Source organism: Halomonas sediminis (assembly GCF_044871105.1).
GTDB classification, from domain to species: Bacteria; Pseudomonadota; Gammaproteobacteria; order Pseudomonadales; family Halomonadaceae; genus Vreelandella; species Vreelandella zhuhanensis.
Genome location: NZ_CP085246.1, coordinates 2,641,345 through 2,663,361 on the forward strand (window position 1 = coordinate 2,641,345; position 22,017 = coordinate 2,663,361).

Genomic DNA, 22,017 nt, shown 5'->3' on the forward strand with positions numbered 1-22,017 from the left:
CCTCTCTGACGCCATGGCTGTTAGAATCGCCTCCTTTTCGCGCCAACCACCCGTATTGGAGCCTATGTCATGGCCGCTACGCCTATTCCCCTTGAAGTGCGCAACATCAAGAAGCGCTTCGGCGAGACAGAGGTGCTCAAGGGTCTCTCACTGAAAGCCCATAAAGGTGATGTCATCACCTTGATCGGAGCCTCGGGATCAGGCAAGAGCACTTTTCTGCGTTGCATGAATTTATTGGAACAACCCGATGAAGGCGACCTGCTGCTTCACGGAGAAGAAATTCGCTTCAAGCAGACGCGTTACGGCCGCGAACCAGCGGACTGGAAACAAGTGGTACGCATGCGTGCCAAGCTTTCCATGGTATTTCAAAGCTTCAATCTCTGGGCTCATATGACGCTTCTGGAAAACATCATAGAAGCTCCGGTTCATGTGTTAGGCCAACCGAAAAAAGAAGCTATCGAGCACGCTCGCGCCCTGCTCGAACGTGTCGGCTTGACTGCGCGTGCCGATGCCTACCCTGCCCAAATGTCAGGTGGGCAGCAACAACGCGGTGCCATCGCCCGCGCCTTGGCGATGAATCCCGAAGTGATGCTATTTGATGAGCCTACCTCGGCCCTTGATCCGGAACTGGTCGGGGATGTGCTCAAAGTCATGCGCGACCTTGCCGATGAAGGCCGCACCATGGTGGTGGTCACCCATGAGATGGGGTTTGCTCGCGATGTATCCAGCCAGGTGATTTACCTGCACCAGGGGCTCGTCGAAGAAGCCGGCCATCCCAAGGAAGTACTCAATAACCCTCAATCCCCGCGCCTGAAACAATTTCTGGCACCTAAATACTGACTCCTGCGAGGCTTAGCATGCTCGACCTGCAAGGTTACGGCCCCCGCCTGCTCGAAGGTGCCGGGGTCACTATCCAGCTGGCGCTGTTGTCACTGGCGCTGGCACTGGTATTGGGGCTTGTTACCGCCAGCGCCAAGATGTCCCGCAACCGCTTGATCCATGCAACAGCCACCGTTTACACCACGCTGATTCGGGGTGTACCGGACCTTGTGCTGATGATGTTGTTGTTTTTCGGCGGTCAGATGGGGGTCAATGTCATCAGTGACATGCTCTACGATAATTTCGGGATAGATTATTACATCAGTTTCAACGCCTTTGCCGCCGGAGTGCTCACCATTGGTTTCATCTTCGGCGCCTACATGGGGGAAACCTTTCGTGGCGCCTTCATGGCAGTAGATAACGGCCAGATAGAAGCCGGGCGTGCCTATGGCATGAATAACTGGCTGCTGTTTCGCCGCATTCGCTTTCCACAAATGATGCGCCACGCACTTCCCGGGCTTTCCAACAATTGGATGGTGCTGCTAAAGACCACCGCTCTGGTCTCGGTCATCGGTTTGACCGATATGGTGCGAGTAGCTGCAGAAGCATCACGCGCCACCCATGAACCGTTTGTTTTTCTGCTGCCGGTAGCCGCCGCCTACCTGGTGATCGCAAGCGTTTCCGAATGGATCTTCGCGCGGTTGCAAAAGCGCTACAATATCGGCTTCGGAGAGCACTGACATGCTGGACATTTCCACCTGGTTCAACGATCTTCTAGCCGGCAATCTAATCTTTACCGCCCAGACTCTGGGCTATTATTGGCAAGGTCTGGTCACCACCACCCAGCTGGTATTTCTATCCTTGGTAATAGGCCTGGTAATGGCGGTGCCGCTGGCAGTACTACGCGGCTCGAAGCATCAATGGATTCGTCTGCCGATTTATCTTTACACCTATGTGTTTCGCGGCACACCGCTACTGATTCAGCTGTATATCATTTATTACGGTGTGGTATTCGTCGATGGTATTCAGGAATCTTTTCTTTGGCCGTTGCTGCGTGAAGCTTTCTATCCCGCCCTGATTGCCTTCACCTTAAACACGGCGGCCTACACCACGGAGATTTTTCACGGCGCCATCAAGGCCACCGCTCGTGGCGAGATCGAAGCCGCCCGCGCCTATGGCATGTCACAGAATCTGATGATGCGCCGCATAATTCTCCCCAGCGCTTTTCGGCGGGCGCTGCCTGCCTATGGCAACGAAGTGATCTTCATGCTGCACGCCAGCGCCATCGCCAGTGTGGTCACCCTGATGGACCTGACCGGGGCGGCCCGTTTCGTCTATGCACGGTATTACGCGCCTTTCGAAGCCTTCCTGTTCGTGGCGGCAATTTACCTGTGCCTGACCTTCGCGATCCTGTATTTCTTTCGCTTTCTGGAGAAAAAATTGCTGGCACACCTCAGGCCACTCAGCTGAGCCGAGCGCGCCTGGCTCAAACAAACGTTGGTTCCGCGTTAACCAAATACTTTGCCTCGCTCGCATCCTGGGTTAGGTTAATGCTGATCACCATCAGGTGAACCTCTCTCGACAGGAGTCAAATAATGAAGAAGTTGTTGACCGTTTCTCTACTCGGCCTGGCAATTGCCGCCACCACCGCTCAGGCACGCGATTATGATCATGTACGTATCGGCGTCGATGTTCCCTACGAGCCGATGGAATACCGTACTCCCGAGGGTGAGCTGACCGGGTTCGACATCGACCTGGGTAACGAGCTTTGCGAGCGGGTCGGGGTGACCTGCGAATGGATCGAGCAGGAGTGGGATGGCATCGTTCCCGGGTTATTGGCGCGTAACTACGACGCTATCATGTCGTCGATGACCATCAATGATCAACGCCGCCAGACCGTGCTGTTTTCCGACCCTTACTTCACGCCGCCTTCCGCCTGGTTCGCTCCGGCAACCAGCGAACTGGAAGAAACCACCAAGGAAAGCCTCGAAGGCAAGACCATCGGCGTGCAACGCGGCACCCTGCAGGACAATTACGTCACTGACATGTATGGCAACGTGGCCGATATCAACCGCTACTCCACCGCCGATGATATGGTGCTGGATATGGAAGCCGAGCGCCTGGATATCGTCTTTCTGGACTACCCCGTAGGAAAAGCCACCTTGATCGATAGCGAGAACCGTGACTATCAAGTGGTCGGCGAAAAGATCACCGAACCCAAGGAGTACTTCGGTGACGGTTTCGGCATCGCCTTCCGTCCGCGCGATGAAGCCTTGGCCGAGCGTTTCAACGAGGCCCTGGATGAAGTACAACAAGACGGCACCTACGATGAAATTCACCAGAAATATTTCGGTGACGAAGAATAAACGCCTAGCCCCTTCAAATTAGCTATTTCGTACTTGTCCTGCCATACAACAGCCCGCTTCAGCCAAGTTTTGAAGCGGGCTGTTCGAGATATTCCAAAGCGCTTACTCCTGCAGCACGTACCGCCCCGGAGCATCGTCCATTGGTTGATAGCCAGATTTCGGCGCCCCCATGGAAGGTGGCGAAGTGGTTTCACCACTGGAACGTTCCATCAACCAGGCTTTCCACTCGGGCCACCAGGATCCTTGGCGCTCAGGAACCAGTTCCCGCCAGGTGTTGGGATCCACGTAAGGTGCATCGTTAGGCGTGTCGGCAATTTGATAGACACGATGGGTTTTTCCCGGCTCGCTGACGACGCCCGCGTTATGTCCACCGCTGGTCAAGAGAAAAGTGATGTCCGTGTCTGCCAATAAATGGATCTCATAGACGGAGCGCCAAGGGGCAATATGGTCGGTGCGAGTGGCCACCGAGAAAAGCGGCACCTGAATATCGCTTAACAGCACAGGACTGTTGTCCACCCAGTAGTTACCTTCCGCCAGTGCGTTTTCGAGATACAGCTGTTCTAGGTATTCCGAATGCATACGATAGGTCATACGAGTGGCATCGGTACTCCAAGCCATCAGGTCGAACATCGGCAGTTGCTCCCCCATCAAGTAAGACTTCACCCAAGCGGACCAGATAAGGTCATTAGAGCGCAGGAAAACGAAAGTGCCGCGCATCTGCCATTTGTCCAGATAGCCCTGCTGCCACATCAAATCCTGTAAAAAGCTCACCTGACTTTCGTCGATGAACAGTTCCAGCTCCCCAGGCTCTTCGAAATCCGTTTCCGCGGCAAGCAGGCTCAGCGAAGCCAGACGATCATCCTTGTGGCGCGCCATGGCGGCAGCCGCGATCGACAGCAACGTACCTCCCAGGCAATACCCCACGGCATGAACTTTCTGATTCGGAACCACGGCATTGACGGCGTCGAGGGCCTCCATCACGCCGAGGCGCCGGTAATCATCCATACCCATATCGCGATCTTCAGCATCGGGGTTCTTCCATGACACCATGAACACCGTGTATCCCTCCCCCACTAGCCAGCGCACCAGGGAATTATCCGGTGAAAGATCCAGGATGTAGTATTTCATGATCCAGGCAGGAATGATCAGCAAAGGCTCTGCTTGAACCTTGTCCGTGGTGGGGCTGTACTGAATCAGCTCCATCAAGCGGTTGCGGTAGATAACCTTGCCCGGCGTCACCGCTACCGTTTCGCCGGGACGGTATTTCTCGGCGCCGACCGGTCGTTCACCCGCCGAAAGGCGCCGCGCATCTTCCAGGAAATGCAAATAGCCACTGACGAAATTACTGCCCCCGGTTTCCAGAGCCCGCTTTGTCACTTCGGGGTTGGTCAATGGCGAGTTGCTCGGTGAAAGTCCGTCAAGGATCTGCCGAAACACGAACTCCACCACATCCTCGTGGTGCGGTGTGACACCATCCACATCCACGGCGGCGTTGTACCACCATTGCTGATTTAACAGAAATGATTGGTAAATGACATTGTAGGGCCATTTCTGCCACGCCTCACTCTCGAATCGATCATCCTCGGGCAGGGGTTCAATACAAGGTTTGCATCCTGCTCCTTGTATGGAGCTAGGTAAAAACCCCCATAGCCGGGCTGCTTTGCGTGCCATTTTGACACCCAGCTGGGCCTGTTTTCCCGGGGAGAGACTCAAGTGCCAGGCCCAATCGCTGAAGGCCTGCATGAGAGCCACCGGCGAAACCCCACCCGTCATTCGGCCGAGGGCGGCATGTGCTGTTCGGTCGGTGACACTAAAAATATCGCCTTCACCCTTGGCCTCCCATTGTCCGCCACTGGCCGCATGGCGGCGCTTGCGGCGGGGCAACTCCGATGTCACTGGCCGCGGCGCCAAGGGACGTTTAGACGCACCGGTTTCTTCGCGACGTTTCGGCCCACGCCGGGTGCTACTGCTACCTTCATTGGTGTCTTGCATCCTTTCCTCCCTCAAGCAGGGTCTCATTCACACAACAACTGCAATGCATACTCCAGCATAGTTGAGAGCGTCGTATTGGAAAGTCCGTATCGCATGAGTCCAGAGCCTACGGCTGGCTGACGCTTTATTTTGTAAGACCAATTTTTTGTAAGACCAACGGTTTGGACTAAACTTGAATCACATCAATACATAGCACTGCGTTACAAAAGCAGAGCTTTAAAAAACAGTTTAAAACGGAGCCTCTCGCTTCGTTGCTGAAACAAGGAGAAGACCGTGAGCAACGCAAGTTCGAATAAGCGTGTGGAAAATAAAGTAGTTTTGGTCACTGGTGGCGTATTTGGCATTGGCCGCGCTATTTCCCTGCTATTGGCCCGCGAGGGAGCCAAGGTGGCGGTCACGGACATTCAGGATGAAGAAGGTAAAAAAGTCGTTGAGGAGATCAACAACGCCGGCGGTACCGCCGAGTATTGGCACCTCGATACGTCCAGCGAAGAACAAGTGAAAAACGTATTTTCCGAGGTGGCCGACACCTTCGGCAGCCTCAATGTTCTGGTCAACAATGCGGGGGTCTCGGGACCCAACAAGCCAACGCATGAGGTAACGGCCGAAGAGTGGAACAACCTCATGGCGATCAACGTCAACGGGGTATTTTTCTGCACCAAGCATGCGATTCCTTTCATGCAGAAAGCCGGGCAAGGCAGCATCATCAACCTGTCTTCGATCTACGGCATTGTAGGGGCTGCCGACCTTCCGCCCTACCATGCCTCCAAGGGGGCGGTACGGGTGATGAGCAAGAACGATGCGCTCTTCTATGCCAAGGATAATATTCGCGTCAATTCGATTCATCCAGGGTTTATCTGGACACCATTGGTGGAAAATCTGGGCAAGGAATCGCCGGAAGGGGTCGAGGCATTTCGTAAACAGCTGGATGCGCTACACCCCATTGGCCATGTGGGCGAACCAGACGATATCGCCTATGGCGCGCTGTACCTGGCGTCAGACGAGTCCAAGTTCGTCACCGGCAGCGAACTGCTGATTGATGGTGGCTACCTGTCTCGATAGCCGCTCAACAATCGCGGTGAAATGTCAGCTGTAGACCCTGCGGTTGAGCGCGTCACGGAACGCCGGCTGAACCTTGTTGCCGCGCAGGGTGGCGCCGCTGTAGCCGTCGATGTCCTTCGCCATCTTCGCCATCTACGAACCTGAGCGTCAGGACCAACCTAACCAAAGCCCTGCCGCCAGCAAAGCAAGAGTCACCAGCAACACCACCACGTTGAGCCCCATCAAAGGCTCGAGAGGCAACCGATCCTTCAGTGTCCCAGGCAGTTGCCAGGCCAGCCAAAGCGCACCAGGAAGTGTTAGCCAGGACAACATGGCTGCCACTGGTAGCCATCCGGTCAGCACGGCCAGTCCTGTCACTGCATAGCTCCCAAGCAGCATCGCGACCACCAGCCAAGCGGCGCGGTGCAGTCCAATCGCGATCGGCAGGTGCCGGCGCCCAATATGTCGGTCAGCCTCGCTGTCCGGGAACTGATTGAGCAGCAACAACTCGCTTACCAGCAGCCCTACCACCACAGATACCACCAGCGCCGACAAATCGATTCGGCCACCGAGCGCTATCAGCGCGCCCAGAGTCACTGCCAAGCCGAATCCCACCCCCGGGGCCAGCAGGCAAAGCCACGCTGAACGCGTGATCCAGCGCGTATAGGTAACGACGAGCACTAGCCCGACAGCCCCGAAAGCCAGCACCGGCCAGCCTCGCGCCCAGAAAAAGTAGCCCCCGATAGCCACCACGCCAACTAGCGCTGCCACCCCCGCACTCAATACCGCCGGTGCTGCCGTGGGTTCGGCCGGCAGAGCGCCGCTACCGCCTGAAAATGGCGTGCGCTGTGTTATCTGGTCAAGCCCCGAGTGGAAGTCCTCGTATTCGTTAAGCAGGTTGACGGCAGCATGAGCCAACAACCCGCCCACCATGACTAACACGGTATCCAAGGGAACCAGCAAGATAGGCTGGTGCACCGCCAGCAAGATTCCGAGCAGGGCACAAAGCGGCGCCAAGATCAGAAATCCGGGCCTTGTTGCCTGAAATACGGTCTGCATTGTCATCATATCGGACGACTCCGAGGCGAGCTTTTTGCACCATGCAGCCAATCAATCACCAGCACGAGTGCTTCGTGATCACGCTCCTCGTCACCCGACTGAGATAGCGCACTGGCCGAGACCAGGGTGAGGATACTGGCCAGAAAGGCGATAAAGGTATAAGCGATCTTGTCCATAAGAAATCGAAGACCTCGCTGTGAATGTGTAAGGCAGGAATGCCCTGCCTCAGCAGTCGTCGCATCGTTCCTCGCCTTGCCAAAAGCTACTGACAGTGTCGTCGATCGGCATCAGCCTTCAAACCATGCGGCGCGTTGTCGCAACCATATTGACTTATATCAAGTAACCTCCCTCAAGCAGGTCCATACTGGACTCAACAATGAAATTAATTTTCCTGAAGCAGGAGTTCACATGGCACATCACGACAAGGGCACTGGCCCCTGGCTGGTCCTCGGGTTGCCGATTGTCCTCGGGTTGGCCTGGGTCACTCAAGGCACCGGGGTGATCGAGAATGACCCAGAGCGCAACATTTCGATCCCAGACGAGCTGACCATGCCGCTTCAGGTGCAGTCCGCCTACAATGGCAAACAGATCTTCTTCCGCTACCGCTGGCCCGCCGAGCAGGCCCATGTCTACCATGACATGCTGCGCTACACTGATGGCGAGTGGGTCCGCCACGGCAACTCCCGACCGGGTCCCGACCCCGACGGCACCTACGAGGATCGGGTCGCCATGCTGGTGGACGACGGTGGCGTACCCGACTTCGGTCGCTATGGCGGCTACATCACCGTGGGTGACCAAATGCGTTTCTTCAGCGACTCGGCGAGCCCGGCGGAGGTTTCGGAGCATCCCTATCTCGGGCAACAGCTGGGGAAAAGCGACGTCCGTAAGTACTTGCCAGCCACCCGCACCGACCAGAACGACTGGCGCAGTGTGGCGGATGCTGACGTCCTCGCCGCCCAGCGCGAGGCCGGCTATTTCCTAGATCTCTGGCACTGGCGTGCCGGGCGCTCCAACCCCATTGGCGCCTCGGATGACCAGTGGGTCGGCGAGTATCGCAACAGCGATGCCGGCTCGGGGCCCTATACCACCAACTGGGATGACGACAACGACCAGCCACGCTGGATGCTCGACCCCGAGGAAACGGGCCAGCGAGCCTTGCGCTGGGAAGACGTGATATCCGATGAGGTCGATTTCAACGGCCTCTACTATCTGTCGGAAGATAACCGGACCGATTTTAATCCTGACCACAACTGGCAGGAGGGCGACGTAATCCCTCGCCGCCTGCTGCGCCAGCCCGAGGGCTCGCGGGGCAGCATCGCCGTCCATGGCCAGGCACGCTGGGAGGACGGCTACTGGGACGTGACCCTGGTGCGCGACCTGGACACCGGCAACCCGCTGGATGACAAGATCCTCACCGAGCAGGGGATCTACGACATCGGCATCGCCGTCTACCGCAATGCCACCGGCAGTCGCTGGCACTATGTCTCCCATCCCTACTCCCTGGGGCTGGGGCGTGATGCCGACCTCCAGGCCGCCAGCTTCTCCGGCAGCTCGCCCGACTGGAGCGATGAATGGTTCGACATGACCCTCTTCTACCCCGGGCAGGTGGACTGGCCGCTGCTGATCAGCCGCGCCCATGCCGGTGTGGAGGACATCTCCGAGGGCACCCCAGTGCGTGCGCGCCACAGCGAGAAGCAGCTGGCGCTCTACGGGGTCGAGATGGAGTTCAATGACGCCATCACTTGGCGATGGTGGATAACCCTGCTGGCCGGGCTGATCGCCATGCTAGGGGTGACCCTTGCCCTGCTACCCGACTTTCGCTCGACTCGTGAAGGAGACCGCTCATGACCGGCATGCACCATATGCTCGTACACTTCCCGCTGGGTTTCTGGGCACTCGCCACCCTGATGATCCTGGTCGGTGCCCTGCTGCCAGGTCGCATGGCCGAAATTAGCCGCGCCGCCCTGCTGCCGGTACTGATCCTCAGCCTGCTCGGTGCCCTGGCCGCCATCGTCACGGGATTTTTGATCTGGCCGATCGAGGCCAGCACGCACAGTCCTCTGGCGCGCAATCACATCCTGATGGCGCTCTGGTCGCTGGGTATCTTCGCCATGCTGACCGTGCTGGTCTGGCGAGCGGGCAACGCGGCCTTCGACGGCGCCCGGCGCTGGGTGCTGGTCCTCCTCGCGCTGATCGGCGGACTGTTCTTCGCCGCCGCCGGCACCTTGGGCGGCCATCTGGTCGGCGCCCCGACGCTGTTTTCCGATGTGCTCGGCCTGATGGGATGGGAGGTCTATACCACCTTCTACAGCCCCTTCTGGGTCAGCGCCGTGATGGTGCTCATCGGCTTGGCCTGCGCGGTGCTCGGCATCATGGACCAGCGCAGGACCGGCTGACGCCAGCGCCACCTCCGCTTGCGTTGCCGAATTGCAACGTCAGACAGTCAGCCTACTCGAAGCTGAAACGCGGCGCGGAAGCCTCCGGCAATAAAGCGGCGCAGCGACGCACCTTCTCCAGAAGCTCACCATGGGTGGGCGCCACCAGGTTGATATGAGCCAGCTTTCGACCGAGGCGCTCACTTTTGTCGTAACGATGCAGATGGGCATCGGGTAACGCCAGGATGTCAGCGCTGTCACCTTCACGACCGATGACATTGACCATGCAGGTCGGTGCCAGTGCGGCGGTCTGGCCCAGGGGCAGACCTTGAATGGCGCGCAAATGGTTCTCGAATTGGCTGGTGACGGCACCGTTCTGCGTCCAGTGGCCCGAGTTATGCACCCGAGGTGCCATCTCGTTGGCCAGAAGTCCGCCATCAGGCGTCTGGAACAACTCCAGCGCCAGCACGCCGACGTAATCCAGTTCGTCGAGCAAAGACAGAATATAGCTGTCGGCGGTTTGCTGAACGCCTTCGTCCAGATCGGGCAGCGGCGCCAGGGAGTAGCGCAGAATACCGTCCACATGGACATTTTCCGCCATGGGATAAAACACCACGTCGCCATCGCGGCCGCGCACGGCAATCATCGAGACCTCACGCACAAAATCGACGAAAGCCTCGACGATCAGCTTGGGATGCTTGATGTCGGCCCAGGCCTGCTCGGCCTGTTCGGGCGTCTTGAGTACCGCCTGTCCCTTGCCGTCATAGCCTTCGGTGACAGACTTGGCCACTACCGGGCAACCCAGTTCAAGGGCTGCTGCTTTCAGCTGCTCGGCGCTTTCCACCACCCGATAGGCTGGGGTGGGAATGCCCAAGTGCTCGAACAACGTTTTTTCTTCCACCCGGTTCTGGCATACCGCAATCGCACGGCTGCTTGGATACACCGGCTTGCGCGCTTCGATCTCGCGTACCAGCTCGACGGGCAAATGTTCGAATTCGTAGGTCACCAGGTCCACCTGGTCGAGAAAGGTCTCGAGCTGGGTGTTTTCCGGGTCGACAATCACCTCCCCAATGCCCACGCTGGGGTTGCCAGTGGTGTCCAGAAACGTGAACCGATTACCCAGAGGATAACCGGCCAGTGCCAACATCCGGCCCAGCTGGCCGGCTCCCAATACGCCGATATTCATGGTGCTATCCTCATTGCGATTCAGGGGTGGGACGCGGGTCCGGGTTATCGAGCACGTTCTGCGTCTGCTCGGAACGAAACGCCTCGACGGCCTCGCGCACGGCCTTATCATGCAAGCCGACGATCTGCGCTGCCAGAAGTCCGGCATTGGTGGCACCTGCCTTGCCAATCGCCAGCGTGCCCACGGCAATGCCTCCCGGCATCTGAGCAATCGAGAGCAATGAATCCAGCCCCTTGAGCGCCTTGGACTCCACCGGCACACCCAGGACAGGAAGCGGCGTTTGCGAGGCCACCATCCCCGGCAGGTGCGCTGCACCACCGGCACCGGCCACAATCACCTGAAGGCCACGGTCGGCGGCGGATTTGGCATAGTCGAACAGCAAATCCGGGGTGCGGTGTGCCGATACCACACGGGTTTCATAGCTCACGCCCAGACGCGCCAGCATGGCGACGGCATGTTCCATTACCGGCCAATCCGACTTTGACCCCATGATCACACCCACCTTGGGCGAGCTGTTCGACGACATCCATAACTCCTCGGCCAAGCGGCCAATCGAGAAAACGAGGTGCAATGACACCCGAAAAATAAGGCGCATAGTCTACCAGAGCCAGCCATTCGCAGGGTATTTGCCTCGGCAATGAAATTTTCATCATTTTTCCATTGAAAATGCGCTGCGATTAGCGGCATTCTGTGCCTGTCGCAATTGCCTATTGGAGCACCATGAGTACGGCACATTCGTTCGCTGGCACGGATTTGATCGATCCTCCGCGAAGCAGCCCTGACCTCGACGTCAGGGAACTGGAAAAACGCACGCGCTTGATGCGCATTCTTACCCGGCTGATTGCCGCCTCGGAATTGGGAAGCCGTGAAATCGCTCGGCGTGCAGGCCTTCCCGTGCAGAAGATCAGCGACCTGCTATCCGGTCGCCTGGAGCATTTGAGCCTCGATGAATTGCTCATTCTGCGCCGCACCATCGAACCGGAGCTCACGCCACCATAAGACCAGTGCGACGTTGCTATACCCACCTATCTCGAACGACAAGCGCGCCTATGGCGCGCTTGTTATTCTGTGCCTTGAATGGCCTAGACTGCGGATTGATAAAGCCTAGCGCTTTCAAATTTCGCGTTGTTCGAATTCCTTGGCCGCCTCGATCGCTTCCTGCTGGGTTTCATGCTCACTGACAACCACCTCGTTTTCGGGCTCCGTTTCATCTATCACATGCCAACCGATCACGTTCTGATGAAGATCGTCGGCTTCATAGATGGGCTCGATACGCGCTTGTTTATTATTTGCCTTAGGCATATTAACTCCTGCTAAACATTAGCTCGATAAAAACATGCGGTTGATGGAAAACGCCTAAAATTGATCGCTTCATTTTTGACAAAGGACCTTTGCGTAGTCACTTCTCACCTTAGCCAAGTCCGCTGGTCTTGCAACGCCGCTTGCCACTCGATCCAATTGCCACTCGTCCCAAGAGGCATCCAGTTGATAGCAGACTCGACCCTTATGCTATGGCACCATACGCCTTGCCTGACCAGCCCCGAAACCTCCCGAAGGAACCGCCATGCTCAGCACTGCCGTCGCCGCTCTTACACCCGGTTTCATGGTCATCCATGGCAACCGCATGGAAGACCTGCGCGGCCTGGCGGTGGAATGGATGCAGCGCCATCCTCTCGGCCCGCTGGAAAACGAGACTATCCTGGTACAGAGCAACGGCATCGGCCAGTGGCTGAAACTGGCGCTGGCCGAAGACCCGGCCCAGGGCGGGGCGGGTATCGCCGCTGCACTGGATATCAGCTTGCCGGCACGCTTTCTGTGGCAGGCGTATCGCTCGGTACTCAATGCCCATGAAGGTGGGGGCGAAACAGACGCCGTGCCCACCACCTCGCCCTTCGACAAGTCTCGCTTGGTATGGCGATTGCTGCGCCTGCTGCCGGAATTGGTCGAACGCGAAGAGTTCGCTGCACTGCGCCAGTTTCTGGATGGTGATAACGACTTGCGCAAGCACCATCAACTCGCCGAGCGCCTGGCCGACCTTTTCGACCAATATCAGGTCTATCGCGCCGACTGGCTGGAAGTCTGGGCCGAAGGACAGGACACCTTGCTCGGCGCCCATGGCGAACCCAAGCCCCTGGACGATGCTCAACGCTGGCAACCGGCGCTGTGGCGGGCTGTCTGTGAAAGTGTCGCCAACGACATCGCCCAGGACGGCATTTCTTCGAGCCGTGCCCAGGTGCATCGGCGCTTTCTCGACGCCACCCAGGCATTCAGCGCGTCTCAACCTCCGCCCGGCCTGCCGCGCCGGGTGATCGTGTTCGGCATTTCCTCACTGCCCCAGCAAACCCTGGAAGCCCTGGCCGCCATCGCCCGCTTCAGCCAAGTGCTGCTGTGCGTGCATAACCCCTGCCAGTATTACTGGGCCGATATCATCGAGCACAAGGAGCTTTTGAGAGCCACAAGTCGTCGCCAGCGTCGCAAGAGCGGCATGCCCGAACGCCTGGATGTGCTGGGCGCAGGCGACGGCGAAGCCGATCTGCACCTGCACGCCCAACCGCTGCTGGCGGCATGGGGCAAGCAGGGGCGCGATTACCTGCGCCTGCTCGACGAACACGACGACGCCGGTACCTATCAGGGGTTGTTCGAACATCAGGCGCTGCGTATCGATCTGTTCGAACCCTTCGTCGATGAGTCGGACAAGCCCCGCCTGCTGCATCAATTGCAGGACGACATCCGCGAACTGCGCCCCTTGGCGGAAACCCGCGAGCACTGGCCGAACGCTGATCCCCGCCAGGACGCGTCCATCGTGTTTCATGTCACTCATGGCCCCCAGCGCGAAGTGGAAATACTCCACGACCAGCTGCTCGCCGCCTTCAGTGGCGACCCCGAGTTGCGCCCCCGAGACATCATCGTGATGGTGCCGGATATCGATCAGTATGCCCCGCATATACGGGCGGTCTTCGGTCGGCTCGAACGCGACGATCCGCGCTATATTCCCTTTACGCTTTCCGACCAGGGCAGCCGACATCGCCTGCCACTGCTGATCGCCCTGGAAACCCTGCTGCGCCTGCCCGAACTGCGCCTGTCGGTGAGCGAGCTCCTGGACCTGCTGGAGGTACCTGCGCTGCGTGCGCGCTTCGGCATCCAGGAAAGCGATCTCCCGACGCTTTCGCGCTGGATTCAAGGTGCCGGTATTCGTTGGGGGCTGCACAGTGGTCAGCGTCACAACCTGGACCTGCCTGAGGGCATGGAACAGAACACCTGGGCGTTCGGCCTACGCCGTTTGCTGTTGGGCTACACCCTGGGCAATGCCGGAAGCGGCGCCTGGCAAGGCATCGAGCCTTTCGATGATATCGGCGGCCTGGAAGCCGCCCTGGCCGGCGCCTTGGCCGGTTTGCTCGAAACGTTGGAGGACTGGTGGGAAAAGCTTCAGAGCCCGAGCGATACCCAACAGTGGGCACAGCGCTTGCGCGGTCTACTGGAAGCCTGTTTTCGCGCCGAGGACGCGCGCGACAGCCTGATGCTGACCCAGCTCGAAGACGCCCTGCAACGTTTTCAGGAAAGCACCGAGGAAGCCGGGCTAGTGAATGAGCTGCCGCTGGCCATCGTCCGCGAACATTGGCTGGAACAGATCGATGAACACAGCCTCTCCCAGCGCTTCATGGCCGGGGCGGTCAACTTCGCCACCCTGATGCCGATGCGCGCGATTCCCTTCAAGCGCGTCTGCCTGCTGGGCATGAACGACGGCGACTACCCCAGAAGCCATCCCCCGCTGGATTTCGACCTGATGAATGTCGACTACCGCCCCGGCGACCGCTCGCGCCGCGAGGATGACCGCTACCTGTTTCTGGAGGCATTGCTTTCGGCACGTGACCAGTTCTATCTCAGTTGGGTGGGGCGCAGCATCGTCGATAACTCCGACAAGCCGCCTTCGGTGCTGGTCGGCCAGCTGCGCGACCATCTCAAGGCGGGCTGGCGAGACAGCCAGGCAGATTCAGACGCCGGGGAAACGTTGCTCGCCGCCCTGACCACCGAACACCCCTTGCAGCCGTTCAGTCGCGCCTATTTCCCCAGCCCCGCGCAACACGCCGCTTGCGATGTCGCCGCCCAGCGATTGGTCACCTATGCCCATGAATGGCGCGAGGTACACGACGATTCTCTGGTACCCAGCGACCTTCCGAATAAGCCTTCGCAAGACGCGGAAGCCGAAGGCCCTCTGGCCGCTTTCGAGCAGGATAACCCCCTGACGTTGAGCCAGCTGGGCAATTTTCTGCGCGACCCGACCAAGGCGTTTTTCACCACCCGGCTCAAGATCTACCTCGAACAGCAGGACATCCTGAGCCTCGACCAGGAACCCTTCACCCTGAACGGCCTGGAAAACTGGCAGCTGCAAGATACCCTGATCCAGGCACAGCGCCACGCCATCGACGCCGGCCAACCGCGTGAGAAGGCCCTTCACGCTACTCTCGAACGCCTGCAAGGCCAGGGTGTATTGGCCATGGGCGCCTTCGCCGAGCGTATGCGCCAACAACTCGCCGACCCCATGGCGGCGCTGTTCAAGGACTACGCGAACGCCCTGGAAGAATGGCCGAATGCCGTGGAGGAACCGCAGCCGGTGTATTATTCACACCCCGGCTCGCCAGCGCTGGAGGACTGGCTGGACGCCATGCGTATCGATAGTCACGGCAACCGCTGCCGGTTGCTGCTACTCAGCAGCAGCCTGATCAAGAAAAAAACCTACCACTGGCATCACTTGCTGCGTCCCTGGGTTTCGCACCTGGCGGGTAACCTGGAAAGCCCCATGACCACCCAGCTCCTTTCCAAGGCGGGAAACGTCACCCTGGCACCGCTGGAAGCGGAGGACGCTCGCCGGCATCTTGAGAGCCTGATCACCACCTGGCAGGCCGGTATGCGCATGCCATTGCCTCTGGCCCCGGCCGCCGCTTTTGCCTGGCTGGCCAAGGAAGGTACGCCGGACAGCGACGCCCAGAGCGATGCCTGGCGCGCCGCCGCCAAGGCTTACGAGGGAGACGATTTCGCCTCCGGCGAAGTCGCCCGCAACCCCTACCTGGCGCACCGCTGGCAGCGTTTCTCGGCGCTGGTCGAAGCCAACCGTCACCCGGAAAGCCCTTCAGGTCACGATTTTGCCGAATGCGATTTCGCCAGCCTGACCCAGCGGTTGCTGGCGCCGGTTTATCAGGCGGTGAAGGGAGGGGGAAAATGAGCGAGATCAGCCAACTCGATCCATTGAGTTTTCCGCTGCACGGCAGCCGTCTGATCGAAGCCAGCGCCGGTACCGGCAAGACCTTTACCATCGCCTTGCTCTACGTGCGCCTGGTGCTCGGCGCCCGCCATGCCGACGATGAAGCCGCCTATGCCCGGCCGCTTACTCCGCCGGAAATTCTGGTGGTGACCTTCACCAATGCCGCCACCCAGGAGCTGCGTGAGCGGATTCGGGCAAGACTCGTCGAGGCCGCCGAGATCTTCCTGCAACCCGAACGCGAACCCGAAGGTGACGACCTTCTGCTGGCACTGCGCCAGGACTACCACCCGGCCGGCTGGTCGGCCTGTGCCCGGCGCCTGCAACTCGCCGCCGAATGGATGGACGAAGCCGCCGTGTCCACCATTCACAGCTGGTGCTATCGCATGCTGCGCGAGCACGCCTTCGACAGCGGCAGCCTGTTCTCGCTCAACCTGGAAAACGATCAGAGCGAACTCGAACAGGAGGTGGTGCGCGACTACTGGCGCAGTTTCTACTATCCGCTTGCGAGCGACGAATTGAGCGTGATTTGCCGTTACTGGGAGTCACCGGAAGCCCTGCACGCCACCTTGCGAAACCTGCTGCCCGAATGCGCGGCCCTGGGCGCCAAGGCGCCGCCTCCCGACGAGGCCGTCGCCACCAGCCAAGCGCAGATCAAGGCACGTCTGGAGGCCCTCAAGGCACCCTGGGCCGCCTGGGTCGAGCAGCTTGTCGAGCTATTCGAACAGGCCGCCCAACAGAAGGCGTTCAATCGGCAGAAATTCAATGTGAAAAGCCGCAGCAGCTGGCTGGGTGCGCTGCGCGACTGGAGCGTGAGCGAGGCCATCCGGCCTGGCTTGACCCCCGCCGCCTGGAAACGCCTGACCCCCGAGGGCATGGCGGAAATCTGGCTCAAGGGCGAATCGCCCGATCATCCGGCGCTCGTCGCGCTGGTCACCTTGCCCGCCGAGCTCGATGCGCTGCCCGACCCCCATGCCGATCTGCTGACGCATGCGGTGCAATGGTGTCGTAAGCGCCTCGACCACGAGCAGCAACGCCGCGCCGAAATGGGCCCCAATGACTTGCTGACTCACCTCGGTCGCGCCCTTGAAGGCGACAATTGCGACGCCTTGGGCGAGCAGATACGTCGGCAGTTCCCGGTGGCGCTGGTCGATGAATTTCAGGACACCGACCCCGTCCAGTACCGGATTTTCGATTGCGTCTACCGCATCGGTGAAAACCGGCCTGATAACGGCGTCTTTCTGATCGGCGACCCTAAGCAGGCGATTTACGCCTTTCGGGGCGCCGATATTCACACCTACCTGCAAGCACGGCGCGATACCGCCGGGCGCCATGTCACCCTGGGCACCAACTACCGTTCCTGCACGGCCATGGTGGACGCCGTCAATCACTGCTTCAGCCATGCCGACCAGCACCCCAGCGGGGCCTTTCTGTTCAAGGAAGAAGACGCCTCCAACCCGGTGTCCTTTCATACGGTAACCGCCAAGGGGCGCAAGGACTCGCTTACCTTGGACGGCAAACCGCTAGCGGCCATGACCCTGTGGCAGCTGGATGCCGAGGAGCCCTTGGCCAAGGGCTCCTATCAATCGGCCATGGCCGAACGCTGCGCCTCTTACATGGTCGAGCTGTTGGCTGAAGGCCGTCAGGGTCGGGCCGGTTTCACCAGCGACAAAGCATTCCAGCCGCTTACCCCTTCGGACATGGCGGTACTGGTCAACGGCCTGGGTGAAGCCCGGGCGATCCGCCAGGCGCTGTCCCGGCGCGGAGTAAAAAGCGTCTATCTTTCCGACAAGGACAAGGTGTTCAGCTCTTCCATCGCCGCTCAGCTTGAATCCTGGCTGCGCGCCTGCGCCGACCCCAGTGACGACCGCCTGTTGAGAACCGCCCTGGCAAGCCCGGCATTAGGGTTAAATCTGGCAACCCTGGATGCCTTGAGCGGTTCCCAGGAACAGGACGACTTGGCCTGGGAAGCGCGGGTCATGCAATTTCGCGGCTACCATCAGCTGTGGCAGCGCCAGGGCGTGTTGCCGCTGGTACGCCGCTTGATGAACGACTTCGCGGTTCCCGCACGGCTGCTGGAAAGCGGTGCCTCAGGCGAAGGCGAGCGCGCCCTAACCGACCTTTTGCATCTGGGGGAGCTGCTGCAGCACGCCAGCCAGGAACTCGACGGCGAACATGCGCTGATCCGCTTTCTGGCCGAGGCCATCGCCGACCCGACAGGCCAAGGCGACGCCCACAAACTGCGCCTGGAAAGCGATGCCGACCTGGTGCAGGTGATCACCATTCACAAGTCCAAGGGGCTGGAATACCCGCTGGTGTTCCTGCCGTTCATCTGCAATCACCGCCCCACCAAGGCGAGCGATTCGCCGCTGCGCTGGCACGATGCCCAGGGCCGGTTGCAAATCAGCCTATCGGCCGATGAACAGACAGTGGCGATTGCCGACCGCGAACGCCTGGGCGAGGACCTGCGCAAGATTTACGTGGCCCTGACCCGCGCCCGCCACGCCACCTGGCTGGGCATGGCGCCGCTCAAGGGGCTGGAAGACAGCGCCATCGGCCAGATGCTCAACGACGGCAAGCCCATCGCGGCAGACAAGTTCGGCGAGGCGCTGGCCGCGCTCAAGGGAGGGGAAGACAAGGCCTGCGGCGCCATCACTCTCTCAGCGGCGCCTCCCGTCACGGCACAGCGGATCGATCTCAGCCAGGACGACACCCTGCTGGGCGACGCCCTGATTCCCCTGCGCCCCGCCCGCGAGCATTGGTGGATCGCCAGCTACTCGGCATTGCGGATTTCCGCCTCGCTGGAGCCCGCCACCGCCCAGGAAGCCAATGTTTTCGAAGTGCTCGAAGAGCCCCAGGACAGCAGCCGTTACCCCGGGTCGGTCGCGCCCACGCTGCATCGTTTCCCCCGCGGCCCCGGCCCCGGCACTTTCCTGCATGGGCTTTTGGAATGGGCCGGCCGCCAAGGCTTCGCTCAGGTGGCAGACGACCCCGTCGCACGCCGCGACATGCTCGCCCGGCGTTGCCAGCTGCGCGGCTGGACGCCGTGGCTTGCCACCTTGGATGGCTGGTTCGAAGCCCTGCCGGCCACCCCCCTGCCGCTGCCCGGTGTGGCGGATGACGCTTCGATGCAGCTGCGCGAACTCAGCGCCTATCAGGTGGAAATGGAATTCTGGTTCGCCTCGCACCGGGTCGACACGCGAAAGCTCGATGACCTGGTAAGCACTTACACGCTTTCAGGGTCGCCCCGCCCGTCGCTGGATGCCGATACGCTCAACGGCATGCTCAAAGGCTTCATCGACCTGGTCTTCGAATACCAGGGCCGCTATTACGTGGCCGACTGGAAGTCCAACCATCTGGGCGCGGACGACGACGCCTACCGCCGGGCCGCGATGCTTGCCGCCATGGCCGAGAAACGCTACGACCTGCAGTTCGCGCTCTATTTACTGGCGCTGCATCGCTTGCTCAAGTCGCGTTTACCCGACTACGACTACGACCGCCACATCGGCGGCTCGCTGACGGTTTTTCTGCGCGGCACCAATCAGTCCGAAAGCCGCGGCGTCTATGCCGAGCGCCCGCCTCGGGCGCTGATCGAACGGCTCGATGCGCTTTTTCAGGGCCGGGAAGAGCTCACGGAGAGAAGCGCATGAGAGATTTGTTCGAGGGCCTGGATGATCCCGTCAGCAGCGTGCCGCACCCGGCATTGAGCAGCGTCGATGAACTCCTCGCCCTGCTCGAACGCTGGGTGGAACGCGATTGGCTGCGGGCGCTGGACCGTGCCCTGGTGGTTTTTCTGTATCGTGAAGTGGAAAATGCCCCGCCGCTGTTGTTACTTGCCGCAGCGTTCGCCAGCCATCAACTGGGGCGCGGCCATGTGTGTCTGGACCTTGCGACCACGCTGGCCGCCCCGGACCTGGCGCTTTCGCTGCCCCCGGAAGGCGATGACCTCAACGACCCACCGCCGCTGCCCAGCCAGGTGCTCGGCAGCCTGACCCAGCAAGCCTGGCAAGCGGCCCTGGCACATCCCGTCCTGATCGAGGTTGGCATTGCCGAAGGCAGCGGCACCACGCCCTTGGTGCGCCGGGATTTCGCCGGCACCACCCGGCTTTATTTGCGCCGCTATTGGCAATACGAGCAGGATATTCATCGGCAGCTTAGTACCCGGCTTGACCAGCCCTCCTGGGCATCTCATGCCCAAACCAGGCTTTCAAGCGTCTTGCCCGCGGCGCTGGAGGCGTTGTTTCCCTCGACTGAGCCCGGAACACTCGACTGGCAGAAACTCGCCTGCGCCCTGGCCTGCCGCTCGCCTTTCGCCGTGATCACCGGCGGTCCGGGCACCGGCAAGACCACTACCGTAGTCAAGCTATTGGCGCTGCTTCAGGCATTGCAGCTGGGCGAAGAAGAAAGTGAGCGCCCACTGCGTATCAAGCTTGCCGCACCCACCGGCAAGGCTGCGGCACGCCTGAACGAGTCCATCGCCAAGCAGGTCGAGGAGCTTGATTTACACAGCCTGGCAAGCCTTGGCGGCAACACCTCAGGGGTAGAGCAAGGCGTCGACCGGCTGCGCCAGGCCATTCCCACCCAGGTCAGTACCCTGCACCGGCTACTCGGTTCACGCCCCGATACCCGTCACTTTCGCCACCATGCCGGCAACCTTCTACCACTGGATGTATTGGTGGTCGATGAGGCCTCGATGGTGGATATCGAAATGATGGCCGCCCTGCTCAATGCCTTGCCGTATCGTGCTCGGCTGGTATTGCTGGGTGACAAGGACCAGCTCGCCTCGGTGGAAGCGGGTGCCGTGCTGGGCGATCTATGCCAATACGCCGTAAGCGCTCGCTACACGCCCGCTACCTGTGACTGGCTCAAGCAGATGACCGGTGCCACGATTCCCGAAGACTATCAGGCAAAAGACGGCCAGGCACTGGACCAGGCCATTACCATGCTGCGGGTCAGCCACCGCTTCGATGCGAACAGTGGCATAGGCCGCCTTGCCCAGGCAGTCAATCGCCCCCTGGATGAAAGCCACACCCCAGCCGATAAACGCCGGGCGGTGCACAAGGTATTTCAACCCGACGAGCAGCATAAAAGCTACGTGGATATCAGCCAGCTGCGCCTCGAAAATGCCGACGATCCGGCGTTGGCGCGGCTGGTGGTCAACGGTAACCCCGGCGGCTTTCCCAACCATGGTCAAGGGCGCCATGATCGACAGGGCCGGCTGCTTGCGCCGCCTACCGGCTACCGCCACTATCTGGAAACCCTGGCGGCCAAACGGCCGCCGCCATCGGTAACGCTCGAACATCAGCGCCCATTGTTCGACGCCTGGGCACTGGATGTACTCAAGGCCCACGGCAATTTTCAGCTACTCTGCGTGCTGCGTAAAGGCCCTTGGGGAGTGGAAGGACTCAACCCGCGTATCGGCCAAGCCCTGCGCCGCGCAAGATTACTCGACGCCGACAACCACGAGCTTGAGCACGGCTGGTATGAAGGCCGCCCGGTGCTGGTTACGCGCAACGATTACAGCCTGGGCCTGATGAATGGGGATATCGGCATCAGCCTGGCGCTACCCAACCCCCAAGCGCCCGCCCGCAAGCTATTGCGGGTGGCCTTTTCCGCCAACGACGGCAGCGGGCGCATCAAGTGGGTTTTACCCTCGCGCCTACAGGCGGTGGAAACCGTTTTCGCCATGACCGTGCATAAGTCCCAAGGCTCGGAATTCACGCATACCGCTCTGCTGCTCCCCGATGCCCCCAACCCCATTCTCACCCGTGAGTTGGTCTACACTGGCATTACTCGCGCGCGCCACTGGCTTTCGCTGGTAGAAAGCGGGCGTGGCATGCTGGATGACGCCGTTACCCGTGAGGTCACCCGAATAAGCGGTCTGGGGCAGCTGTCATCCACTACCGACGGCTCATGAAAGGA

General features: G+C 60.1%; 17 protein-coding genes. 11 read left to right on the forward strand and 6 right to left on the reverse strand.

Annotated elements, in window-relative coordinates:
- Window positions 1-69: 69 nt before the first annotated feature.
- The 4 genes from LG290_RS12525 (at window position 70) to LG290_RS12540 (ending at window position 3,185) form a co-directional block, all read left to right on the forward strand.
- Window positions 70-840 (forward strand): ABC transporter ATP-binding protein, encoded by a 771-nt coding sequence (locus tag LG290_RS12525; protein ID WP_160417775.1) that lies wholly within the window; start codon window positions 70-72, stop codon window positions 838-840.
- A 17-nt stretch (window positions 841-857) separates the two neighbouring features.
- Window positions 858-1,559, forward strand: a complete 702-nt coding sequence (locus tag LG290_RS12530; protein ID WP_499835085.1) for an ABC transporter permease — start codon at window positions 858-860, stop codon at window positions 1,557-1,559.
- 1 nt (window position 1,560) lies between these two features.
- Window positions 1,561-2,289 carry an ABC transporter permease gene (locus tag LG290_RS12535; RefSeq protein ID WP_499835086.1) on the forward strand — a complete coding sequence of 243 codons (729 nt, stop codon included), beginning with the start codon at window positions 1,561-1,563 and terminating at the stop codon, window positions 2,287-2,289.
- Between the two features lie 125 nt (window positions 2,290-2,414).
- Entirely contained in the window at window positions 2,415-3,185 is a 771-nt protein-coding gene (locus LG290_RS12540) for a transporter substrate-binding domain-containing protein (protein WP_499835087.1), read from the forward strand.
- Window positions 3,186-3,287: 102 nt separating this feature from the next.
- Here the strand turns inward: LG290_RS12540 and LG290_RS12545 are convergent, their stop codons facing one another.
- Window positions 3,288-5,177 carry a PHA/PHB synthase family protein gene (locus LG290_RS12545; RefSeq protein ID WP_499835088.1) on the reverse strand — a complete coding sequence of 630 codons (1,890 nt, stop codon included), beginning with the start codon at window positions 5,175-5,177 and terminating at the stop codon, window positions 3,288-3,290.
- Window positions 5,178-5,450: 273 nt separating this feature from the next.
- Here LG290_RS12545 and LG290_RS12550 point away from each other — a divergent pair, with 273 nt between their 5' ends.
- Window positions 5,451-6,239, forward strand: a complete 789-nt coding sequence (locus LG290_RS12550; RefSeq protein WP_499835089.1) for an SDR family NAD(P)-dependent oxidoreductase — start codon at window positions 5,451-5,453, stop codon at window positions 6,237-6,239.
- Window positions 6,240-6,386: 147 nt separating this feature from the next.
- Here the strand turns inward: LG290_RS12550 and LG290_RS12555 are convergent, their stop codons facing one another.
- The gene (locus tag LG290_RS12555) at window positions 6,387-7,286 is read right to left on the reverse strand and encodes a prenyltransferase (RefSeq protein ID WP_499835090.1); all 900 of its coding nucleotides are present in this window, start codon (window positions 7,284-7,286) and stop codon (window positions 6,387-6,389) included.
- The gene (locus LG290_RS12560) at window positions 7,283-7,453 is read right to left on the reverse strand and encodes a hypothetical protein (protein WP_499835091.1); all 171 of its coding nucleotides are present in this window, start codon (window positions 7,451-7,453) and stop codon (window positions 7,283-7,285) included. The genes LG290_RS12555 and LG290_RS12560 overlap by 4 nt, the downstream gene beginning before the upstream one ends.
- A gap of 232 nt (window positions 7,454-7,685) precedes the next feature.
- On the opposite strand from LG290_RS12560, the gene LG290_RS12565 reads away from it, so the two are divergent.
- Together LG290_RS12565 and LG290_RS12570 are read left to right on the forward strand one after the other, a co-directional pair.
- A complete protein-coding gene (locus LG290_RS12565) occupies window positions 7,686-9,125 on the forward strand; it encodes an ethylbenzene dehydrogenase-related protein (protein WP_499835092.1) in 1,440 nt (479 codons plus the stop codon).
- Window positions 9,122-9,673 carry a DUF2231 domain-containing protein gene (locus tag LG290_RS12570; protein WP_499835093.1) on the forward strand — a complete coding sequence of 184 codons (552 nt, stop codon included), beginning with the start codon at window positions 9,122-9,124 and terminating at the stop codon, window positions 9,671-9,673. The genes LG290_RS12565 and LG290_RS12570 overlap by 4 nt, the downstream gene beginning before the upstream one ends.
- 52 nt (window positions 9,674-9,725) lie before the next feature.
- Here the strand turns inward: LG290_RS12570 and LG290_RS12575 are convergent, their stop codons facing one another.
- A complete protein-coding gene (locus LG290_RS12575; RefSeq protein ID WP_499835094.1) occupies window positions 9,726-10,838 on the reverse strand; it encodes a 5-(carboxyamino)imidazole ribonucleotide synthase in 1,113 nt (370 codons plus the stop codon).
- 10 nt (window positions 10,839-10,848) lie between these two features.
- Window positions 10,849-11,364, reverse strand: a complete 516-nt coding sequence (gene purE / locus LG290_RS12580) for a 5-(carboxyamino)imidazole ribonucleotide mutase (protein ID WP_499835096.1) — start codon at window positions 11,362-11,364, stop codon at window positions 10,849-10,851.
- A 194-nt stretch (window positions 11,365-11,558) separates the two neighbouring features.
- On the opposite strand from purE, the gene LG290_RS12585 reads away from it, so the two are divergent.
- Window positions 11,559-11,837 carry an XRE family transcriptional regulator gene (locus LG290_RS12585; protein ID WP_499835097.1) on the forward strand — a complete coding sequence of 93 codons (279 nt, stop codon included), beginning with the start codon at window positions 11,559-11,561 and terminating at the stop codon, window positions 11,835-11,837.
- A 114-nt stretch (window positions 11,838-11,951) separates the two neighbouring features.
- Here the strand turns inward: LG290_RS12585 and LG290_RS12590 are convergent, their stop codons facing one another.
- Window positions 11,952-12,140, reverse strand: a complete 189-nt coding sequence (locus LG290_RS12590) for a hypothetical protein (RefSeq protein ID WP_160417765.1) — start codon at window positions 12,138-12,140, stop codon at window positions 11,952-11,954.
- Between the two features lie 262 nt (window positions 12,141-12,402).
- Between LG290_RS12590 and recC the strand changes: the two genes are divergently transcribed.
- From recC to recD, 3 genes are read left to right on the forward strand one after another with little or no spacing between them, the layout of a single operon-like run.
- Entirely contained in the window at window positions 12,403-16,059 is a 3,657-nt protein-coding gene (gene recC / locus LG290_RS12595) for an exodeoxyribonuclease V subunit gamma (RefSeq protein WP_499835098.1), read from the forward strand.
- Complete coding sequence (recB, locus tag LG290_RS12600) at window positions 16,056-19,745, forward strand: exodeoxyribonuclease V subunit beta (RefSeq protein ID WP_499835099.1); 3,690 nt, start codon at window positions 16,056-16,058, stop codon at window positions 19,743-19,745. The genes recC and recB overlap by 4 nt, the downstream gene beginning before the upstream one ends.
- A complete protein-coding gene (gene recD, locus LG290_RS12605; RefSeq protein ID WP_499835100.1) occupies window positions 19,742-22,012 on the forward strand; it encodes an exodeoxyribonuclease V subunit alpha in 2,271 nt (756 codons plus the stop codon). Before recB ends, recD begins: the two co-directional genes overlap by 4 nt.
- Window positions 22,013-22,017 lie beyond the last annotated feature (5 nt).

Coding starts and splice junctions, on each gene's coding strand:
- LG290_RS12525 (WP_160417775.1), top strand. CDS start 70: ATGGCCGCTACGCCTATTCCCCTTGAAGTGCGCAACATCAAGAAGCGC.
- LG290_RS12575 (WP_499835094.1), bottom strand. CDS start 10,838: ATGAATATCGGCGTATTGGGAGCCGGCCAGCTGGGCCGGATGTTGGCA.
- recB (WP_499835099.1), top strand. CDS start 16,056: ATGAGCGAGATCAGCCAACTCGATCCATTGAGTTTTCCGCTGCACGGC.
- recD (WP_499835100.1), top strand. CDS start 19,742: ATGAGAGATTTGTTCGAGGGCCTGGATGATCCCGTCAGCAGCGTGCCG.
- LG290_RS12560 (WP_499835091.1), bottom strand. CDS start 7,453: ATGGACAAGATCGCTTATACCTTTATCGCCTTTCTGGCCAGTATCCTC.
- LG290_RS12590 (WP_160417765.1), bottom strand. CDS start 12,140: ATGCCTAAGGCAAATAATAAACAAGCGCGTATCGAGCCCATCTATGAA.
- LG290_RS12565 (WP_499835092.1), top strand. CDS start 7,686: ATGGCACATCACGACAAGGGCACTGGCCCCTGGCTGGTCCTCGGGTTG.
- LG290_RS12530 (WP_499835085.1), top strand. CDS start 858: ATGCTCGACCTGCAAGGTTACGGCCCCCGCCTGCTCGAAGGTGCCGGG.
- LG290_RS12535 (WP_499835086.1), top strand. CDS start 1,561: ATGCTGGACATTTCCACCTGGTTCAACGATCTTCTAGCCGGCAATCTA.
- recC (WP_499835098.1), top strand. CDS start 12,403: ATGCTCAGCACTGCCGTCGCCGCTCTTACACCCGGTTTCATGGTCATC.
- LG290_RS12585 (WP_499835097.1), top strand. CDS start 11,559: ATGAGTACGGCACATTCGTTCGCTGGCACGGATTTGATCGATCCTCCG.
- LG290_RS12555 (WP_499835090.1), bottom strand. CDS start 7,286: ATGATGACAATGCAGACCGTATTTCAGGCAACAAGGCCCGGATTTCTG.
- LG290_RS12540 (WP_499835087.1), top strand. CDS start 2,415: ATGAAGAAGTTGTTGACCGTTTCTCTACTCGGCCTGGCAATTGCCGCC.
- purE (WP_499835096.1), bottom strand. CDS start 11,364: ATGTCGTCGAACAGCTCGCCCAAGGTGGGTGTGATCATGGGGTCAAAG.
- LG290_RS12545 (WP_499835088.1), bottom strand. CDS start 5,177: ATGCAAGACACCAATGAAGGTAGCAGTAGCACCCGGCGTGGGCCGAAA.
- LG290_RS12570 (WP_499835093.1), top strand. CDS start 9,122: ATGACCGGCATGCACCATATGCTCGTACACTTCCCGCTGGGTTTCTGG.